This window comes from Streptomyces sp. NPDC047917 (genome assembly GCF_043204345.1).
GTDB classification, from domain to species: domain Bacteria; phylum Actinomycetota; class Actinomycetes; order Streptomycetales; family Streptomycetaceae; genus Streptomyces; species Streptomyces sanglieri.
Genome location: NZ_JBIDCA010000010.1, coordinates 163,308 through 179,959, shown reverse-complemented (window position 1 = coordinate 179,959; position 16,652 = coordinate 163,308). Strand labels below are relative to the sequence as shown.

16 protein-coding genes are annotated in these 16,652 nt (G+C 69.5%); 7 read left to right on the top strand and 9 right to left on the bottom strand.

Annotated features, from left to right (window positions below):
• Window positions 1-166 precede the first annotated feature (166 nt).
• A complete protein-coding gene (locus tag ACGF8B_RS24805; protein ID WP_392742432.1) occupies window positions 167-760 on the bottom strand; it encodes a TetR/AcrR family transcriptional regulator in 594 nt (197 codons plus the stop codon).
• Between the two features lie 70 nt (window positions 761-830).
• Between ACGF8B_RS24805 and ACGF8B_RS24800 the strand changes: the two genes are divergently transcribed.
• The 3 genes from ACGF8B_RS24800 (at window position 831) to ACGF8B_RS24790 (ending at window position 3,945) form a co-directional block, all read left to right on the top strand.
• Window positions 831-1,724 (top strand): NADP-dependent oxidoreductase, encoded by an 894-nt coding sequence (locus ACGF8B_RS24800; RefSeq protein WP_392742429.1) that lies wholly within the window; start codon window positions 831-833, stop codon window positions 1,722-1,724.
• A gap of 287 nt (window positions 1,725-2,011) precedes the next feature.
• Window positions 2,012-2,788, top strand: coding sequence for a class I SAM-dependent methyltransferase (locus tag ACGF8B_RS24795; RefSeq protein ID WP_392742426.1), 777 nt, complete (start codon window positions 2,012-2,014; stop codon window positions 2,786-2,788).
• A 197-nt stretch (window positions 2,789-2,985) separates the two neighbouring features.
• Window positions 2,986-3,945, top strand: coding sequence for an SDR family oxidoreductase (locus ACGF8B_RS24790; protein ID WP_392742423.1), 960 nt, complete (start codon window positions 2,986-2,988; stop codon window positions 3,943-3,945).
• Between the two features lie 140 nt (window positions 3,946-4,085).
• Here ACGF8B_RS24790 and ACGF8B_RS24785 read toward each other — a convergent pair whose 3' ends face one another.
• Window positions 4,086-5,465: an FtsW/RodA/SpoVE family cell cycle protein gene (locus tag ACGF8B_RS24785; protein ID WP_392742421.1), complete on the bottom strand. Its 1,380-nt coding sequence runs from the start codon at window positions 5,463-5,465 to the stop codon at window positions 4,086-4,088.
• Window positions 5,466-6,027: 562 nt separating this feature from the next.
• Window positions 6,028-7,080, bottom strand: a complete 1,053-nt coding sequence (locus ACGF8B_RS24780) for an alpha/beta hydrolase (RefSeq protein WP_392742419.1) — start codon at window positions 7,078-7,080, stop codon at window positions 6,028-6,030.
• 114 nt (window positions 7,081-7,194) lie between these two features.
• On the opposite strand from ACGF8B_RS24780, the gene ACGF8B_RS24775 reads away from it, so the two are divergent.
• Complete coding sequence (locus tag ACGF8B_RS24775; RefSeq protein ID WP_392742416.1) at window positions 7,195-7,794, top strand: TetR/AcrR family transcriptional regulator; 600 nt, start codon at window positions 7,195-7,197, stop codon at window positions 7,792-7,794.
• Window positions 7,795-8,004: 210 nt separating this feature from the next.
• Here the strand turns inward: ACGF8B_RS24775 and ACGF8B_RS24770 are convergent, their stop codons facing one another.
• Together ACGF8B_RS24770 and ACGF8B_RS24765 are read right to left on the bottom strand one after the other, a co-directional pair.
• Window positions 8,005-8,919 (bottom strand): serine protease, encoded by a 915-nt coding sequence (locus ACGF8B_RS24770; protein ID WP_392742414.1) that lies wholly within the window; start codon window positions 8,917-8,919, stop codon window positions 8,005-8,007.
• Window positions 8,920-9,405: 486 nt separating this feature from the next.
• Entirely contained in the window at window positions 9,406-9,669 is a 264-nt protein-coding gene (locus ACGF8B_RS24765) for a hypothetical protein (protein ID WP_392742411.1), read from the bottom strand.
• Between the two features lie 382 nt (window positions 9,670-10,051).
• Here ACGF8B_RS24765 and ACGF8B_RS24760 point away from each other — a divergent pair, with 382 nt between their 5' ends.
• Window positions 10,052-10,504: a hypothetical protein gene (locus tag ACGF8B_RS24760; protein ID WP_392742408.1), complete on the top strand. Its 453-nt coding sequence runs from the start codon at window positions 10,052-10,054 to the stop codon at window positions 10,502-10,504.
• A gap of 289 nt (window positions 10,505-10,793) precedes the next feature.
• Here the strand turns inward: ACGF8B_RS24760 and ACGF8B_RS24755 are convergent, their stop codons facing one another.
• The 3 genes from ACGF8B_RS24755 to ACGF8B_RS24745 form a co-directional block, all read right to left on the bottom strand.
• On the bottom strand, window positions 10,794-11,555 hold the full coding sequence (locus ACGF8B_RS24755; protein ID WP_392742406.1) for a class I SAM-dependent methyltransferase: 762 nt from the start codon (window positions 11,553-11,555) through the stop codon (window positions 10,794-10,796).
• Between the two features lie 180 nt (window positions 11,556-11,735).
• Window positions 11,736-12,440: a hypothetical protein gene (locus ACGF8B_RS24750; RefSeq protein WP_392742404.1), complete on the bottom strand. Its 705-nt coding sequence runs from the start codon at window positions 12,438-12,440 to the stop codon at window positions 11,736-11,738.
• 309 nt (window positions 12,441-12,749) lie between these two features.
• Window positions 12,750-13,373, bottom strand: coding sequence for a DJ-1/PfpI family protein (locus ACGF8B_RS24745; protein ID WP_392742401.1), 624 nt, complete (start codon window positions 13,371-13,373; stop codon window positions 12,750-12,752).
• Between the two features lie 96 nt (window positions 13,374-13,469).
• Between ACGF8B_RS24745 and ACGF8B_RS24740 the strand changes: the two genes are divergently transcribed.
• Window positions 13,470-14,807 (top strand): PLP-dependent aminotransferase family protein, encoded by a 1,338-nt coding sequence (locus ACGF8B_RS24740; protein WP_392742398.1) that lies wholly within the window; start codon window positions 13,470-13,472, stop codon window positions 14,805-14,807.
• A gap of 495 nt (window positions 14,808-15,302) precedes the next feature.
• Window positions 15,303-15,605, top strand: a complete 303-nt coding sequence (locus ACGF8B_RS24735; RefSeq protein ID WP_392742395.1) for an antibiotic biosynthesis monooxygenase family protein — start codon at window positions 15,303-15,305, stop codon at window positions 15,603-15,605.
• A 176-nt stretch (window positions 15,606-15,781) separates the two neighbouring features.
• Here the strand turns inward: ACGF8B_RS24735 and ACGF8B_RS24730 are convergent, their stop codons facing one another.
• Window positions 15,782-16,648: a hypothetical protein gene (locus tag ACGF8B_RS24730; protein WP_392742394.1), complete on the bottom strand. Its 867-nt coding sequence runs from the start codon at window positions 16,646-16,648 to the stop codon at window positions 15,782-15,784.
• Window positions 16,649-16,652: the final 4 nt, after the last annotated feature.

Genomic DNA, 16,652 nt, shown 5'->3' with positions numbered 1-16,652 from the left:
CGCCGGGGTGCCCGGTGCACGCCGGCCGTTACGGCGGACCCGGGCGCGTGGGTGAGGGGTCACCCACGCGCCGCATGCCAACAGCGAATTGGAGCGGTTCGGCGACACCGGCTTCGTGTGCCGCCGTTGCGGCCGACGCGCTCCTGGGGCTCCCGGCCGCGCGCAGTCACCCGCGACCGGCGGCAGAAGGGCAGGTGGCCTCCCAGGCCGCCTCGATCATCCGGAAGACCTCGTCCACCGCGGACTGCGGATCGGGCGCCTCACGGGCGAGCGAATAGGCGTCGATCACGAACCTCGCGATCGCCCGGCAGGCCGTTGTGGTCCGGGACGGGCCGAGACCGGCAGCGATGGCCGTCGCCAGCGTCTCCGCATGGCGCAGCCTCATCGATTCCTCGTACTCCCGCAGCGCGGGCGATGCCTCGATCATGCGCCGGATCGGCGCGGCGCCGTCCGCCGTGCAATGCCGCACGAGGGCCTGGACCTCGCGGCGCAGCGCGGGGATGAGCGGCTCGTGCGGCTCCCGGTCGGTGGCCGCCCGCGTGAGTCGTTGCTCGAAGTCGTCGTCCCGTTCGAATATCAGGGCCTCTTTCGAGGCGAAGTGGGAGAACAGCGTGGTGACGGCCACATCGGCCTCGGCGGCCACGTCACGGATTCCCACTGCCTCATACCCGCGTTCCAGGAAGAGCCGCAGGGCGGTGTCAGCGATCTTTTGACGGGTCGCGGCCTTCTTGCGCTCACGACGTCCGGACGGCACGGTCATGCCCTGACACTACCAAATACAAAACCAGAACTGTTTTTAAACACTAACGGTTAGTGCTACGGTCGCTCACATGAAGAGAATCAGCTTCGCCGAGTTCGGCGGCCCGGACGTTCTGCACCTCACCGACGTCGAGGAACCCCACGCGGGCCCCGGCCAGATACGCATCGCCGTACGGGCGGCGGGCGTGAACCCCGTCGACTGGAGGATCCGCGAGGGCCAGTTCCAGAAGACCCGTCCGATCGAGCTGCCCGCCGGAGTCGGGCAGGACGCCGCCGGGGTGGTGGACGAGGTCGGCGAAGGTGCCGAAGGGGTCGAGGCGGGCGACCGCGTATTCGGGCGGGGCTCAAGCACGTATGCCGAGTTCGCCGTGCTGTCGGCCTGGGCCCGTATGCCCGAGGACCTGACCTACACGGAGGCGGCCGGGTACCCCTCCGTGGTGGAGACCGCGCTGCGCATCATCCGCGAGGCCGGTGTGCAGTCCGGACAGACGCTGCTGGTCAGCGGCGCGTCCGGCGGAGTGGGATCGGCGGTGCTGCAGATCGCCCGTGACCGCGGCATCACGGTGATCGGCACGGCCGGGGCCGCGAACCAGGACTATCTGCGCAGCCTGGGCGCCCTCGCCACGACGTACGGCGAGGGCTGGGTCGAGCGGGTGCGGCAGTTCGGCCATGTCGACGCGGCCCTCGATCTGGCCGGCTCGGGTGTCATCCGCGAGCTCGCCGAACTGACCGGGGACCCGCAGAAGGTGATCTCCATCGCCGATCTCGCCGCGCCGGGGCTCGGTGCGCGGTACTCCGGTGTGACCGGGAACGTGCCGCAGGCCCTCGCCGCGGCCGCCGACCTCATCTCGCGCGCGAGGCTCCACATCCCGGTCGAGAAGTCGTACCCGCTCGCAGAGGCCGCGGCCGCGCACATCGACAGCCATGCCGGTCATACGCGCGGGCGCCGGGTCGTAGTCGTCTGAAGCCGATTCCCGCGCAGTGAAGCGGCCCGGCAGTCCGAGTCCCTCCCCACGATCCCGGCGCGGCCCTCCGGGGAGGTGTGCGCCGCCCAAGGAGCCCCGCGCACACTCCCGTCACTGGTTTCGTTCACGTTCAGCCGCAACGTTGGCCGACGAGCTTCAACAGCAGTTGGCGGTCAGTGCACTCGCGGTTGTTCGCGGGAAGGGACCGCACTGCCGTCGGTGAGGGGTTTCGCGCCGATCGCGGAGCGGCCAGAGCCGCTCCGCGGAGAGAACAGTAGTCTCGGACCATGACCGAGACATCGGTGGCGCACTTCTATGACGAACTGGCCGACGACTACCACCTGATCTACTCGGACTGGAACGCGAGCATCCGCCGGCAGGGCGACGCTCTGGACGCCCTGATCGGGCAGGATCGCGCGGCGGTGCTCGACTGTGCCTGCGGCATCGGTACGCAGGCCATCGGCCTGGCGATGCGCGGGCATCATGTCACCGGAACCGATCTCAGCCCCCGGGCCGCCGCCCGCGCTGCCCGTGAGGCCGCCCGCCGGGGCCTCGATCTGGGCACGGCCGTCGCCGACATGCGACGTCTCCCGTTTCCCGATGGCCGGTTCGACACCGTCGTCTGCGCCGACAACTCGCTGCCCCACCTGTTGACAGAACAGGATGCGCACGCCGCCCTGGCCGAAATGCGCCGCGTGCTTCGCCCCTCCGGCCTGCTACTGGTCAGTACCCGCCCCTATGACGACCTGGTGCGTGACCGCCCGGCTTCGACACCGCCGCAGGTCCACCGGATCGCCGACCCCGCCGGCGACAGCGAACGAACCGTCACCTTCCAGCTCTGGCACTGGCACGACGACGGCGAGCACTACGACTTGGAGCACTTCCAACTCCTTCCGGCAGGCGGAGAATGGCGCGTCCAGGTCCGCCGGACCACCTACTGGGCACTCGGACGGGACCGCCTGACCGGCCTCGCGGCCGAGGCCGGGTTCATCGGCCTCCGGTGGCGGATGCCGCAGGAGACGGGCTTCTTCCAGCCGCTGCTCGTCGCCCGCGCCGGCGAGTAGGTGAGCCCGGATCGGTGAACCTCTCGGTGAATCTCTCGGTGAACGTCCCGGTCCGGCCGCCGAGGAATCGGGAGCGCTGGCGGCGCAGCACCACGTCGGCGTCGGCCCCGCCGGACTTGGGCGCACCCCGCGAAGCGAGAACAACCCGAGAGGAAAAGGCGACATGATCTGTCGTGTTTAACGGGCATTGTGGTGCCATGAACAGGAACAGAACCACCCAGCACACCGGCCGGGGCGGCCCGCTCGCCGACCGGATCGCGCTCGTCGCCGGAGCCACCCGCGGCGCCGGACGCGCCCTGGCCGTCGAACTCGGCCGGGCCGGCGCCACCGTCTACGTCACCGGCCGCACCACCCGCGAGCACACCAGCGAGGTCGGCCGGACCACGGAAACCATCGAGGAGACCGCGGAACTGGTCACAGCGGCCGGCGGCACCGGCATCGCCGTCCCCACCGACCACCTGGACGAGGACCGGGTACGTGCTCTCGTCGAACGGATCGACCGCGAACAGGGGCGGCTCGACATCCTGGTCAACGACCTCTGGGGCGGCGAGCACCTGCTCGTCGGCTCCGTCTTCGGCAAGAAGAGCTGGGAGACACCGCTCGCCGACGGCCTGCGCATCCTGGAGCTCGGGGTGCGCTCGCACGTGATCACCGCGGCGCTCGCTCTCCCCCTCCTGGTCCGCTCCGACGCGCCCCTGCTCGTGGAGGTCACCGACGGCACCGCGGTCTCCAACCGCCGATACCGCGAGAACCTCTACTACGACCTCGCGAAGAACGCCCCGATCCGGATCGCGTTCGGGCTGGGCGAGGAACTGGCGGAGTACGGGGGCACGGCGGTCGCCGTCACACCGGGCTTCCTGCGCTCGGAACAGATGCTCGCCCACTTCGGCGTGAGCGAGGAAAACTGGCGCGACGCCATCGCCCAGGAGCCGGGCTTCGCGATCGCCGAGTCACCGCACTACCTCGCCCGCGCGGTCGCCGCGCTCGCCACCGACCCGGACCGGGCCACCCGCTGGAACAGGAAGTCCACCTCCAGCGCGGAGCTGGCCAGGACCTACGACGTACGCGACGTCGACGGCAGCCGGCCGGACGCCTGGGCGTACTTCGAGGACATCACACACGGCGGGAAGAAGGGCTCCGCGGACGACTACCGCTGATCCCCCGGCCCGCGACGTACAAGGCAGCGCGGCTCCGGGCACGCCCGAAGGGTTACTGCCGGACCGCGGTTCCGGGTCGGCGGCCGCCGGATCCGTTCAGCCGGAACCGGCGGCACGTACGTGGCCGCGGTGGGTGCACGCTACGGCGCGGGCCGGCGTGCGGTGTCACTGATGCGGATCAGAATGCCGATGAGGGCCCAGTTGGCGATGACGGAGGAACCGCCGTACGCCAGGAACGGCATCGTCATTCCGGTCAGCGGGATCAGGCCCATCACACCGCCGGCAACGACGAAGACCTGCAGGGCGAACGCGCCTGACAGACCGATGGCGAGGAGCTTTCCGAATGGGTCACGGGCGGCGAGGGCGGTGCGCACGCCGCGCTCCACGATCAGGCCGTAGATCAGCAGGATCGCCATGATGCCCGTCAGGCCCAGCTCCTCGCCGAAGGTCGCGAGGACGAAATCGGAGTTGGAGGCGAACCGGATGAGGTCGGAGTGGCCCTGGCCGAGGCCGGTGCCGAGGGTGCCTCCGGAGCCGAACGCCCACAACGCCTGCATCAACTGCTCGGAGTGACCGACCACGTTCTGGCGGCTGAGCGCGTACTCGCGCATCGGGTCGAGCCAGGCCTGGACACGCTGCTGAACATGCGGCTCGAAGGAGGCGACGCCTACGGCACCGGCCGCAGACATCATCAGACCGAATACGGTCCAGCTGGTCCGTTCGGTGGCGACGTACAGCATGATGACGAACATTCCGAAGAACAGCAGTGACGTGCCGAGGTCCGTCTCGAAGACCAGGATGAGGATCGAGAGGAACCAGATGACCAGGATCGGGCCGAGGTCGCGGCCGCGCGGCAGGTACAGGCCCATGAAGCGGCGGCTGGCCAGGGCAAGTGCGTCGCGCTTGACCATCAGGTAGCCGGCGAAGAAGACGGCGAGCACGATCTTCGCGAACTCGCCGGGCTGGATACTGAAGCTGCCGACGTGGATCCAGATCTTCGCTCCGTATATGTCGGCGCCCAGGCCCGGGACCAACGGCAGCAGCAAGAGAACCAGGGCGCCCACCATGGAGATGTAGGTGTAGCGCTGCAGGACGCGGTGGTCCTTGAGGAAGACCAGGACGACGATGAAGAGGGCGATGCCCATCGTCGTGTACATCAGCTGCCTCGGAGCGGCCGTTCCCGCCTGCTTGATCGACTGCAGCAGCTCGGACTGGTCCAGCCGCCAGATGACGACCAGGCCGAGTCCGTTGAGCAGTGTGGCCAGCGGCAGCAGCAGCGGGTCCGCGTACGGCGCGGTCTTCCGTACGACGAGATGGGCGACGCCGGCCAGCAGGCCCAGGCCCGCGCCGTAGCTCAGCAGCCCGGACGGCACCTGGTTGTTGATGGCCAGGCCCGCGTTGGCGTAGGCGAACGCCGTGATGGCGACCGCGAACACCAGCAGCGCCAGCTCGGTGTTGCGCCGGTTCGGTGCACCGATCGCGTGTGTGTGGTGCGTCGATGTGTCAGTGGGACTGCTCATCGTGTGGCGGGGCCTCTCACGGCTTGCACACTGCTGGCCGCACGGCGGGGAAGCAGCCTTCTGCTCTCCTCCGGAAGGCCGGGCCGGAGCCGGGGCTGGGGGCAGGTGCGGTAGTCGTCTGGAACGGCGGCTTCGAAACCGCCGTGGTCGTCGGCGTTGTTGCCTCGACCATCGCCATAGACGTGAAGGAAGCGTGTGCGGTTCCTGTGGCATCTGTGGCACTACCGGCCTCGCTCATGCCTGCCCCTGTCCGGTGCGGCGGCCGCGATCACGGCCCAGGAACGTCGGTGGCCCCGGCCTGCGGTGATCGGCCCATCGGCCTGTGATCGGGTCGTCGGGGGCGGCCCGAAGGAAACAACGACTCCCCGCCGGCGCAGACTCCCGCAGCCGATGACGACGCGGCTTCTACCTCACGCAGAACCCGACTCGTCCGGCTCGTCGCACAGGACACGGCTCAAGCGCCGACGCGCAGCCGCGGGCGCCGTGCGTGGCTCCTCCTCCCGGCGACTCCACACACGACGCTCGCGGGTCGGCGGCCCCGTGTGGCGACAGAGCCGTCGGATCAGCCGGTCAGGGCGTTCTTCAGCCAGGGGGCGATCACGGCCATCGCCTCACCGAAGCGCGAGATGGCGCAGTGGCCGGTGTCCGGGATCAGTTCGACCCGCGTGTCCCGGCGGCCCTCGAACACCAGGGTGTCGTCCAGTGGGACGTGGACGTCCTCGGTGCCGTTGACCACCAGCATCGGCCCGTTGGCGTCCTGGTCCAGCAGCGGGCGCAGGTCGAAGGCCGCGAATGCCTCCTCACGCTCGGCCGTGCTCGGCATGGCGTCGAAGCCCAGGGCGTTGCCGACGATGCCGTCCATGCCGAAGGCGAAGCCGCGGCCCGGAGCGAAGGAACGCTCCACCGGGCCGCCGAGCACCACGGAGGCATCCACCGCCCCCGTCAGCCCGGTCCGGGCAGAGTAGTAGCCGCCCATCGAGATCCCGAAGTGGCCGACCTTCCCATTGCCGATCGTGCGGGCGAAGGAGACCAGCCCGGCGATCACCTCGGCCCCGCCCTCCGGGGTCATCGGCAGGTGGGCCGTCTCCCCGGTGCCGGCGATGTCGAACAGCAGCAGCCGTGCCGGCAGCGCGAGCGCGAGCTGCTCCCACATTCCGTGCAGGTCGGTCTTCCAGGAGTCCACCCCGCCGCTGGCCAGCACGACCGGCGCGTCGGCGGGCAGGCCGGGGGCGGCGATCAGGTGGACCGGCAAGGTGGCCTCGCCCCCGCGGTACGGGACGGTGAGCGTGCGGCGCTCGAACTCCACCGGGAAGCCAGGCGCGGCCAGGGTGTACTGCTCGACCTGGCGGGCGAGCGCGGTGCGCTTCGGGTCGTCGGCCAGTGAGGGGAACTTGGCCCAGCCGTACGCCTGCGCGGCCAGGCGGTGGTCGCCGGCCCCGGCGTACCGGGCGGCGAGAGCGGACCACTCGTACACCCAGCTCCCGGGCCGGTCGGGCCACATCTCGGTGACGGTGGCGCGGACCGCGTCCACCTCGTCGGCGGGGAGGCCGAGGGTCATCTGCGGGTAGCGCTCGACGAACAGGTCCTGCGGGTCCAGGGGCCAGGTGAAAGACATGGTGGTGCCTCCTGCTGCACTTAAAGCCAGAACTATTGCTTTAGTGACTATGCACCCGGGCGGCAGTTAACGCAAGCGTGCCTGCGTTAAGGTGGTGATCGAGGTGATCGACACATGACCGAGGAAGAACCGGACCCGATCCGTCGCCGTCCCGGCGGCCGCGCCGCACGCGTCCGCCAAGCCGTTCTGGCGGCCGCCATGGAAGTACTGGCCGAGGAGGGCATCGCCCGCCTCACCATCGCCGAGGTCGCGGCCCGCGCCGGGGTCAACGAGACGACGGTGTACCGGCGTTGGGGCAGCAGGGAGAAGCTCGTACTGGACGCCATGCTGGCCGGCAGCGACGAGGGCATCCCCGTCCCCGACACCGGAGCCGTCCGCACCGACCTGGCCGCCTTCGCCCACGCACTGGCCGAGTACCTGGCCACTCCGGCCGGCCGCTCAGTCGCCCGGGCGGCCTCGCTCAGCGCCGACGACCCGGACCTCGCCGAGGCTTGGCAGACCTTCTGGAAGTCCCGCCTCGATCAGGCCGGCGCCATCGTCAGCCGGGCCGTCGAACGCGGAGAACTCCCGGCGGACACGGACGCGGCCCTGGCGCTGGAACTGCTCTGCTCCCCCCTCCAGACCCGCTCCCTGCTCGGCCACAGTCCGATCGAGCCGGAACTGCCGGAGCGCTTGACGGACTTGGTGCTGAACGGGCTGAGAGGGAGGAACTAGACCGGGGAACCGCTCCCCGGCGCCGCCGCAGGCACAGCGCGCCTTCGACGGCCTGAAACAAACTGTTGCCCGGCTCCGCAACAGCGCACGAGAAGGGCCGGCCGGCCACCCGCCGGTGATGTCCGGCCGGTACATCCCTTCACGATCTCCTGCTCGGGCGCGGCTTCCGGCCCGCCGTTGACGAGCTCCGCTTCCCCCTCAGGTGTGAACTCAGCGCGCCGCTACTGCTGACGGCTTCGCGAGCGCGCAGCCCGGGGCCGACAAGTTGAGCTTGTTGCCCGTCGTGAAGCAGGCGGGGATGCCGTAGGTCTCCTGGGCGTACCCGGTCCCCTCATGGATGGTGACGGCCCCCTGTTCGTCCACCTCGCAGGGGTTGTCAAGGGTGCAGCTTCCGCCGCTCTCGTTGATGGTGTTGTTGATCGCCGCGACCTGCCCGGTTGCCGTGTCGATGACCGGGGAACCCGAGGTACCCCCGATGACCTGGCACTCCGGGGTGTAGCGGACGGCGTCCTTCCACGTCCACTGCCCCTCCTTCAGACGGTACGCGAATCCGTCGACCGAGCAGGAGTAGACCCGCTTCCAGTAGGCGGAGACCACGTCGATCGCGTGCCCCTGCACCGGATGGCTCGCGGACAACGTCAGCGGCGCGATTCCCGTGGACTGCTGTATCTGGGCATAGGTCTTGGTCAGTTGGTAGAGCGTGACGTCCGTGTCGGTCATCGTCGCGTAGACGACCTTGTTCGCCTTGAGTGTTCCGGCGGTGCCGGCCGAGGCGTTGAGCAGCGTGAAGCTCCGGGTGGAGGACTGGTTGGTGATGACCTGCCCTGCGCTCGGCATGCCCGTTTCGAGGCAGTGGCCGTTCGTCATGACCAGTCCCGGATCCGTCGCCTGCGAGTTCGGCATCCGGATCAAGGAGCCTGAACAGTTGCTGAGCGCCACGGTGCCGGCAAAGGAGGAGGCCGTCACCGAGGCGGACGCACTGTCAGGTTGCACAACGGCCGTCACGGCAGTGGGGGTCGCCCCGCTCACACGGTCGGGTGCAGCGGCCGCCGCGCCTGTGGCGCCCGTCAAGACGGCGGCGCCGAGGGCAGCGGCGGCGAGGGTGGCGAGGAGAGGTTTGCGCATGGTGGTGGTCGGTCCTCTCGGTCCGGTCCGGGAGCCTGGCGGCCCCCGAACGGTGAAGGGTGACCGCATTGTCGGCGTACAGCCAAGTTCTCCGCTACCCCGCAGCCCCGACCTGGCTCCTTTCGCCCTCTTGACGCCCACGTACCGCTGCCGCCTTCCTTGGCCGTGGGCACACAGAGGCCGGACGGTGGCTGTGGAAGACCGGCGGACGGTGCGCTGCGAGGTGGACGAAACCGAAGCGATGTCGAGCGCGTGTCACCAGGGCGGGCGCGACGGGACGGCGCGCGGTTTTCCGCCGGCTGGGCGCTCAGCTTCGTTTCAGTTGTCCTCTATACGGAGCATGGCGACACCGGCACAGGCCGACACCCTCGCGCCGATGCGGAGAGGCCCTCTTTGTCCCGGATATCGGAGAAACTCCCGGCGAACAGAGTCTCCCGCGCGCGGCCACACACCAACGTCTGTTCAGCAGGCATCTCGCAGAAAGGATTACGCATCAGGCGACAACCCTGCCGGGCCGTCGCTCAACCTGCCGACCAGACAGCCGTGGCCGTGGCGGTTGCCGTTGCCGTCGCCGTCGCCGTCGCCGTCGCCGTTGCCGTTGCCGTTGCCGTTGCCGTTGCCGTTGCCGTTGCCGTTGCCGTGAGCGAACGGATAGGACCGGCTCGCCGAGCCGTGGATGCCCCAGGCCGTGAGCAGACAGCGTCCGCCGACAGGCCGCGGCGTCGCGTGCGCGGACGGCCCCGCATCCACCGGCGCGTCGTGGCTTCCGGGACGTCAGCCACGTCGGCCAGGCGCTGAACGGTTCGGCAGTCGTGCGGAGTTCACGGATGATCGCCGTTCGGCTGTGCCCCTCTCTGTGCATTCCGTGGACGGCGACAAGTCGCTCGCGGGTCCGTTCGGCGAACCGTCGAGCGGTCGGCCGGGATGACGCCGGTCACGCCATTCCGCGTCGTCCCACGCCTTTGTCGTCCCACCGGATGTCCTAGCAGGTCACCGGTATGGGAGTCCCGCCTTGTCCCAGGTGCACCGGCTTCGGTGGCCGGGAGATGGACCCGGCCCGCACGCTCAGGGAAGCACGGCGGACAGGGCTACCCGCCCTGCTCCGCCCCGGCCATCGGAAGGAAGAATCCCCATGCACAACACGACAGTTCGCACACGACTCGGTCTCTTCACCGCGACCGGGTTCCTGGGCGTCGGATCGCTGCTGGTCTCGGCAACCACAGCAGGTGCCGCCGCACCGGCACCGGCCGGCGCGTCCGACAAGGTGGGGGTGGGGGCCCAGTCCGTGGTGTACATCCCCGGCAAGGACGTCACCTCCGGTTCCTGCAAGGGCTGGCTGAACCGTCGGTCCTCCGACGGGTATGTGCAAGCCCTGGTCCAATCGTGGGGAGCCCGGTGCGCCATGTGGCTGGAGCGCGCGGACACCTACCCTCACTACAAGCAGATCTCCTACGTCTACGAGGCCCAGCTCAACAAGCGTTCCACCGGGTTCCATTGGAACGGCCGCGGGGCCGGAGCGCGGGTCTGCATCGTGAACAAGACCCTCGGCCAGACCACTCCCTACTGCGGCAGCATCGCCTGGTAGCAGGCGCACACCACAGGGTGCCCCGGCCGGGCCTGCCGGGGCACCCGGGTTCGGCGAGCCCGCGGGCGCCGGACGCTGCACCCGACCACTGCGGAACGGGAGAGGCATTCCATCGAGGTCCGGACGACGAAAGCGGGTGCGGCGGCACGCGGAGCCACCCGGACTTCGGTACCGAGCCGGACCGGCGCGAACGAGCCCACGACCGTAGAGGAAATGGCTTCCGATCCGGCGGCCGTCCCATCACCGGGGCGGCCCGACCGCTCTTCCGAATCCCAGGACACTGGGCAGGTCACGGACGAGTGGCCACCAGCAGATCAACGACGTAGGTCTCTTCCACCGCCTCGTCGGGGAACATGTCACCCAGCCGCCTGCGCTCCTCGCGGAGAAAGGCACGCCTGGCATCCTCGGCAAGGACAAGGAACGCCGAGCGGCTGCCGATGTTGGCAAGGTGCGTGTCGAGGGGGACCGTCCGGCTCCACCGCACCTGGTGGCGCGCCACCCGGATCCCGGACAGGCCCGCGAGCCGGACAGCGTCGCTGTCATCGGGACGCGCCCGAGAAGTCGGCTTCACTCCGCAGTGTTGCGCGATCCGCTGATGCTGCCCGCGGATCCAGGGCACGTCGAATGCGGTGGTGTTCCACCAGATCGCAAGCGCACCGCCGGGAAGCAGGACCCGCAGCGCTTCCGGGACCGAGCGGGTGGTGTCGGTCCACTGCCAGGACTGCGCGTAGGTGATGAGGTCCTGGGAGGCGTCCGCGAGAGGGAGAGCGTTGCCGTCACCTCTGATGATCGGCACGTCCGGGAGCACGGTGCGGAACTGGGCGGCCATGGCGCCGCCCGGCTCGACGCCGATCACGTCAGCCCCGCGTTCACGCAGCAGAGCGGTGGCGATTCCGGTGCCCGCGCCGACATCGGCGACGCGGGCTCCGGCCAGAGGACGGTTCGTGAACTGTTCGATGAGATCGAAGAGCGCGGGAGGATAAGACGGCCGACCGGCCGCGTACTGGCCAGCGGCCGCGTTGAACGAATGGGCGCGTGAGCTGGCTGTCATCTCCACATCATCGCCTCTCTGCCCCACGCTCCGCCCACTCATCGATCGTTTCCGGTCCGCGCACCGGCCACCGGCGGCGCGTCAGCGTTGGCCGTCCGGCGGGTTCAACAGAGACATCCACAGGCGTCGATCCGGCTTGGGCTCCGCGCCCGGACAGACCCGCGCGTTCCCCACCACCACTCACATGAGAGGGCGATTGGAAGACGCGTACTCATCCGCGATGTTGAAGACGCCGGCACACCGTGGGCATTCCGCCCGGCCGAAGAGATGGGCGATTCCGTCGGCAAGCACAACTTCCCCGTCACGGACCGCGGTCTCGTGCATCCAACGACCGATGCCGGAGAGCCCCTCGGGGGACACCGGCCTCGGATCACGTCGGTCCACATCGCCCAGGTCCCAGTCCCGGACCGCCGAGTAGCGCCCGTATCCGCCGATGGCGATCGTCACCTCCACAGCGCAGTGAGGGGAGGCGACCTGGTAGAAGTCGTCCGAGAAGTCCCCCAGGACCGCACTCCAGTGGTAGTGCCCCTCGACCGCGATCGAGTCCCGGAAGGGCGTGAGGTAGTCGTCGGGCCGTGACCGCAGGTGGTGATTCAGCACCGACCGGAACTCCGCGATCGCCTCGGCACAGCTCGCCGGCAGATCGTCGCAGTCATGGTCCCCTGCCGCGCACCGGACGATCGCCCCGGCCGGCCCGCGCGCCCGCGCGCTCCGCGACGCCAGCGACACCAGACACGGCAGTGCGGCAAAACTGGCGGGGAACACCATGTCGCCCTCAAGGATCAACCGGTGTCCCAGCTCGTCCCACACCTCTGCTTCGTCCTCGCGCTCGGCCCGCGCCAGGAGCTCGGGGACGCGATCGACGTCCCCGTAGCAGTCGTACATCTGCCACCCATTGCACCACCTGAGTATTCAACCGCCCCGAGGCTGCCAGGGGCTGCTCCGCACCCCTGAACGCCATTGCGCGACCCGGCGGACAGCTCCTGGCGCGACGGGTTGCCGCAGCCCTCGCGTGCAGCGTTCCCCTGGAGGGGAAACCCGCTGGTCGCCGACCTGGGTGCTTCGACAGCCGGCGCCGTCGCAGCCGCCCGCCCTGGCGCGAACCGATGGGTCGGCGCAGTAGCGGAGCTCCTTGACCATCTCCCCCTTCGCCGGGCATCGGGAGGCTTTCGGGGCGTGGCTTGCGACTGGTGTTCAGGCGAGCACCGGTGCGGGAGCGGGCAGGTAGGGGGTGATGTTGCGCCAGGCGCGCTCGACGTATTCCTCCTTCTCGCCGACCGGGGCGACATAGTGCAGTGCGCCGTCGGCGGCCTCCTTGCCCTCAAGGCGGGCGATGGTCCAGGCGGCGAGGTAGTGCGAGGCCAGGCAGCCACCGGCGGTGGCGATGTTGCCCTCGGCGTAGAAGGGCTGGTTGAGTACCTCGACGCCGGCGGCGGCGACCCAGGGCCTGGTGATCAGGTCGGTGCAGGCGGGGATGTCGTTGAGCAGGCCGAGCCTGGCCAGCACGAGCGCGCCGGAGCACTGCGCCGCGATGAGCTGGCGCGAGGGGTCCAGGTTGCGCAGGACGTTCATGATCGCCGGGTCTTCGACGACCTCGCGGGTGGCGATGCCGCTGCCGACGATCACGGCGTCGGCGGCGCATGCCTCCTCAAGAGTGGACATCTGCTCGATGACCACCCCGTTCATCGAGGTCACCTTGGGACTGGGGGTGGCGAGGGTGACCCGCCAGTCGTCTGTCCTGACGCGGTTGAGCACACCGAGCGCGATCAAGGAGTCGAGCTCGTTGTAGCCCTCGAAGGTGAGGATGGCGATGTGCACGGCGGCTGCCCTTCCGAGTGGGTGGGTCAATAGGTCCAGACGGTATGGAGCCGCGAACAGGACAGTCAAAGAATTGTCATGCATACAATCCGGTGCATGACAGCCTCGCGGTACAAAACACTGGTCGACGTGTTCGCCGCCGATATCCGGACCGGGCGGCTCGCCGCGGGTACGCGGCTGCCGACACACCGCGGGCTAGCCGCCCGTGAGGGCATCGCCGTGGTGACCGCGACCCGGGTGTACGCCGAGCTGGAAGCGATGGGCCTGGTGAGCCGGGAGCAGGGCCGCGGCACGTTCGTGCGTGACATCGCGGTTCCCGCCGGCCACGGCATCGACCAACAGGTCGTCGCCACGGACGCGGTCGACCTCAACTTCAACTATCCGTCGCTGCCCGGACAGGCCGATCTCCTCCGACAGGCGCTGAGAGAGATAGCCACCTCCGGCGATCTCGACTCGCTGCTGCGCTACCAACCCCATCGAGGGCGCCCCCAGGACAGAGCCTCGATCGCACGGCACCTGGAGCGCCGGGGAATCACCACCGACGCGGACCGGACCCTCATCACCAACGGTGCGCAGCACGGCCTGGCCATCACTGTCATGGCCGCGCTCAACGCCGGTGAGGTCGTCGCGGTCGACGCACTCACCTACCCGGGTTTCAAGGTGCTCGCACACGCCCACCGTCTCGGCCTGGAGCCCATCCCCGCAACCGCCGAGGGACCGGATCTCGATGCCCTCGAAATGCTGTGCGCGAGCCGCCCTGTGCGCGCGATCTACACCATGCCCACCTTGCACAACCCTCTGGGCTGGGTCATGCCGGCCAGCGATCGGACCCGCCTGATCAGGATTGCTCGACAGTACGGCTCGCTCATCATCGAAGACGCCTCCTACGCCTACCTGGTCGAGAATCCACCACCACCTCTGGCCGCGACCGCGCCGGACATCACGGTCTATGTTTCGGGACTGTCCAAGAGCGTCGCCACCGGCCTGCGGGTCGGCTTCGTCGTCGCCCCGCCGTCCGTGGTGCCGTCGCTCGAACGCGCTACTCGGGCGACCACCTGGAACACTCCGGCCCTCACCACCGCGATCGCCTGCCGCTGGCTAGACGACGGCACGGTGGACCACTTGGAGGCACAGAAGCGAGAGGACGCCAAGGCACGCCAAGCACTCGCCGGACAGGAACTGGCAGGGCTCCCACTCGTCAGCCACCCCTCGTCCTACTTCACCTGGCTGCCGCTGCCCGACGACGCGCGTGCCGATCGGCTGACCACCGCCCTCGCCCGTCAGCACATCTCGGTGTCCACGGCCGAGCCGTTCACCACCTCGGTCCACACACCGCAGGCGATCCGCCTCGCCCTGGGCTCGACCGATCTGGACAGCCTCCGGTCGACGCTGCGTACCGTGCGACGAGTCGCCGTCGAGGACGCCTACGCTTGAACGCCCTCGTCGATCAGCGAATCTCTGCCCGCATCGGCGTCTCCCCCACGAAAGGGCGTCGGCGCCGCAGGGGCCTCCGGCAACCTCGTGGCAGATCTTCCGCAGGGGGGCCGGGCCGGATGCCGAACTTGTGCAGCCACAGACCGATCCGGCGGCCACTGAGCGGGCGGCCCGGCTGTCGGCCGGGGAAGAGCCGGGGGCATTGTCGGGGGTGCCCTTCTTGACTCCGCCGGTCCGGGTCGCGGCGGGCTCGCGGACCGCGCGGCCAGCGGTGTCGGGAGGATGCGGGGTGGAGTCCCCGGGGTGATCGCAAGGGTCGCGCCGGTGATGCCGACGTCATCGACGCGAGTTGGCTGATGGTGCGATCTGCTGTGCGTGATGCTGGATCCCTGGGCGCATCGCGCCTTACGGTGCCGCCATGAACGCATACCCGGAAGCGCCTGCCGCACCCGTCGAAGCCTACGACCCCCCTACTACGCGGCTGTCTTCACTACGGTGCGATCGCTGGAGCAGAGCGGCTACAGCGAGACGAACGCACGCATGGAAGACCTGGTGAAGGACGTGCCCGGGTTCCTGGGGATGGACCACGCGCAGACTCCTGGCGGGCTGGGCATCACCGTCGGGTACTTCCGCGACGCCGACGCCCTCACGGAGTGGCGGAACAACGCCGAGCACCGCGCGGCGCAAGAGCGCGGGCAGGCCGAGTGGTATCAGAGCTACACACTGCATGTGGCGAAAGTGGAGCGGAGCCACGGGTTCACGCGGGTGCATGCCCCGCAGAGCCCGACAACAGACTGACCGATCGAAGTCACCTCCCGGTCCGGCAGGCGCCGTTCCACCGGGCTGTCCGGTCGACGGAGCGAGCGGCCCTGTACCTGCCGCGCTGCCGCGGAGGGGTATCGGGCGGCAGGACGGGCGCAAGACACCAAGTGGGCGCTCGACCTGAGGGCGCCCCAGCAGTCCTGCGCACGCATTCACCGGGCGACGAGTTCGTCGAGCGAGGGCGTGCCGGCATCGGCCGCGGGGCGCGTGAGATGCAGCGCGGTGTGGAAATGGCCCGCCGCTTCCCTGCCCTCCGGGTCCTGCCCCTGGGCGGTCACCGCGTCGATGGCGTACTGCTGCTCGGCAGCGCCGGTGAAGCGGCGTTGGACGAAGGTGTGCCCGGTGTACGTCTCGGTGGTCAGGCCGTTACCGGCCAGGTACTCGGTGATCGGCTCGTAGGAGCCGGTACGCAGGACAAAGGCAGCGACCCACGGCGGTGTGCGGGCGGTTTCCAGGAGGGGCCGGAACGTGGCCCGGGACAGGAAGCTGGCACCACCCGTGATGGTGATGAGTCGGATGCTTCGGGCTGCGTCCAGCAGGTCCGGGGTCGGTGGGGTGGTCTCCAGATTCTCGGCGAATCCGTCGTCGAGCAGGCCGACCGCTCGTGCGTAGGCGATGGCGTTCGGCGCGATGTCGAGACCGATCACCGGGACGGCGTCCCGTCTGCGGCGGGCGCGGAACAAGGACCTGTCGTGCTCGGTCAGTTCCTCGGTGGTCATGGCCGCCACCCGCGGTGAGGTGTAGTGGGCGTACAGGTTGTCCAGGGTCAGGTCGTGGTTGAGCAGGGCGGCGTTGATGCCGTACGAACAGCACAGATCCAGCACCGCGTCCCCCGGAGTCCGCAGCCTGAGTGCTGCCAGGCGGCGGAAGACGCGCTGGGCGTGATGCGGCGTGCTGTAGCCGAACGCGCCGAGTTCTCGGAAGAAGGCGCGTGGATCGGCCCGGTCGTAGATGTCGTCGAACGGAGTCATCGTCCGCTGGGCGGGTTTCCCCGCGTCGTCTTCTCGTACCTCGGCCATCGCA

Excerpts from the sequence above, each read along its gene's own strand:
- ACGF8B_RS24805 (WP_392742432.1), bottom strand. The coding sequence starts at position 760 with ATGACCGTGCCGTCCGGACGTCGTGAGCGCAAGAAGGCCGCGACCCGT.
- ACGF8B_RS24800 (WP_392742429.1), top strand. The coding sequence starts at position 831 with ATGAAGAGAATCAGCTTCGCCGAGTTCGGCGGCCCGGACGTTCTGCAC.
- ACGF8B_RS24795 (WP_392742426.1), top strand. The coding sequence starts at position 2,012 with ATGACCGAGACATCGGTGGCGCACTTCTATGACGAACTGGCCGACGAC.
- ACGF8B_RS24790 (WP_392742423.1), top strand. The coding sequence starts at position 2,986 with ATGAACAGGAACAGAACCACCCAGCACACCGGCCGGGGCGGCCCGCTC.
- ACGF8B_RS24785 (WP_392742421.1), bottom strand. The coding sequence starts at position 5,465 with ATGAGCAGTCCCACTGACACATCGACGCACCACACACACGCGATCGGT.
- ACGF8B_RS24780 (WP_392742419.1), bottom strand. The coding sequence starts at position 7,080 with ATGTCTTTCACCTGGCCCCTGGACCCGCAGGACCTGTTCGTCGAGCGC.
- ACGF8B_RS24775 (WP_392742416.1), top strand. The coding sequence starts at position 7,195 with ATGACCGAGGAAGAACCGGACCCGATCCGTCGCCGTCCCGGCGGCCGC.
- ACGF8B_RS24770 (WP_392742414.1), bottom strand. The coding sequence starts at position 8,919 with ATGCGCAAACCTCTCCTCGCCACCCTCGCCGCCGCTGCCCTCGGCGCC.
- ACGF8B_RS24760 (WP_392742408.1), top strand. The coding sequence starts at position 10,052 with ATGCACAACACGACAGTTCGCACACGACTCGGTCTCTTCACCGCGACC.
- ACGF8B_RS24755 (WP_392742406.1), bottom strand. The coding sequence starts at position 11,555 with ATGACAGCCAGCTCACGCGCCCATTCGTTCAACGCGGCCGCTGGCCAG.
- ACGF8B_RS24750 (WP_392742404.1), bottom strand. The coding sequence starts at position 12,440 with ATGTACGACTGCTACGGGGACGTCGATCGCGTCCCCGAGCTCCTGGCG.
- ACGF8B_RS24740 (WP_392742398.1), top strand. The coding sequence starts at position 13,470 with ATGACAGCCTCGCGGTACAAAACACTGGTCGACGTGTTCGCCGCCGAT.
- ACGF8B_RS24730 (WP_392742394.1), bottom strand. The coding sequence starts at position 16,648 with ATGGCCGAGGTACGAGAAGACGACGCGGGGAAACCCGCCCAGCGGACG.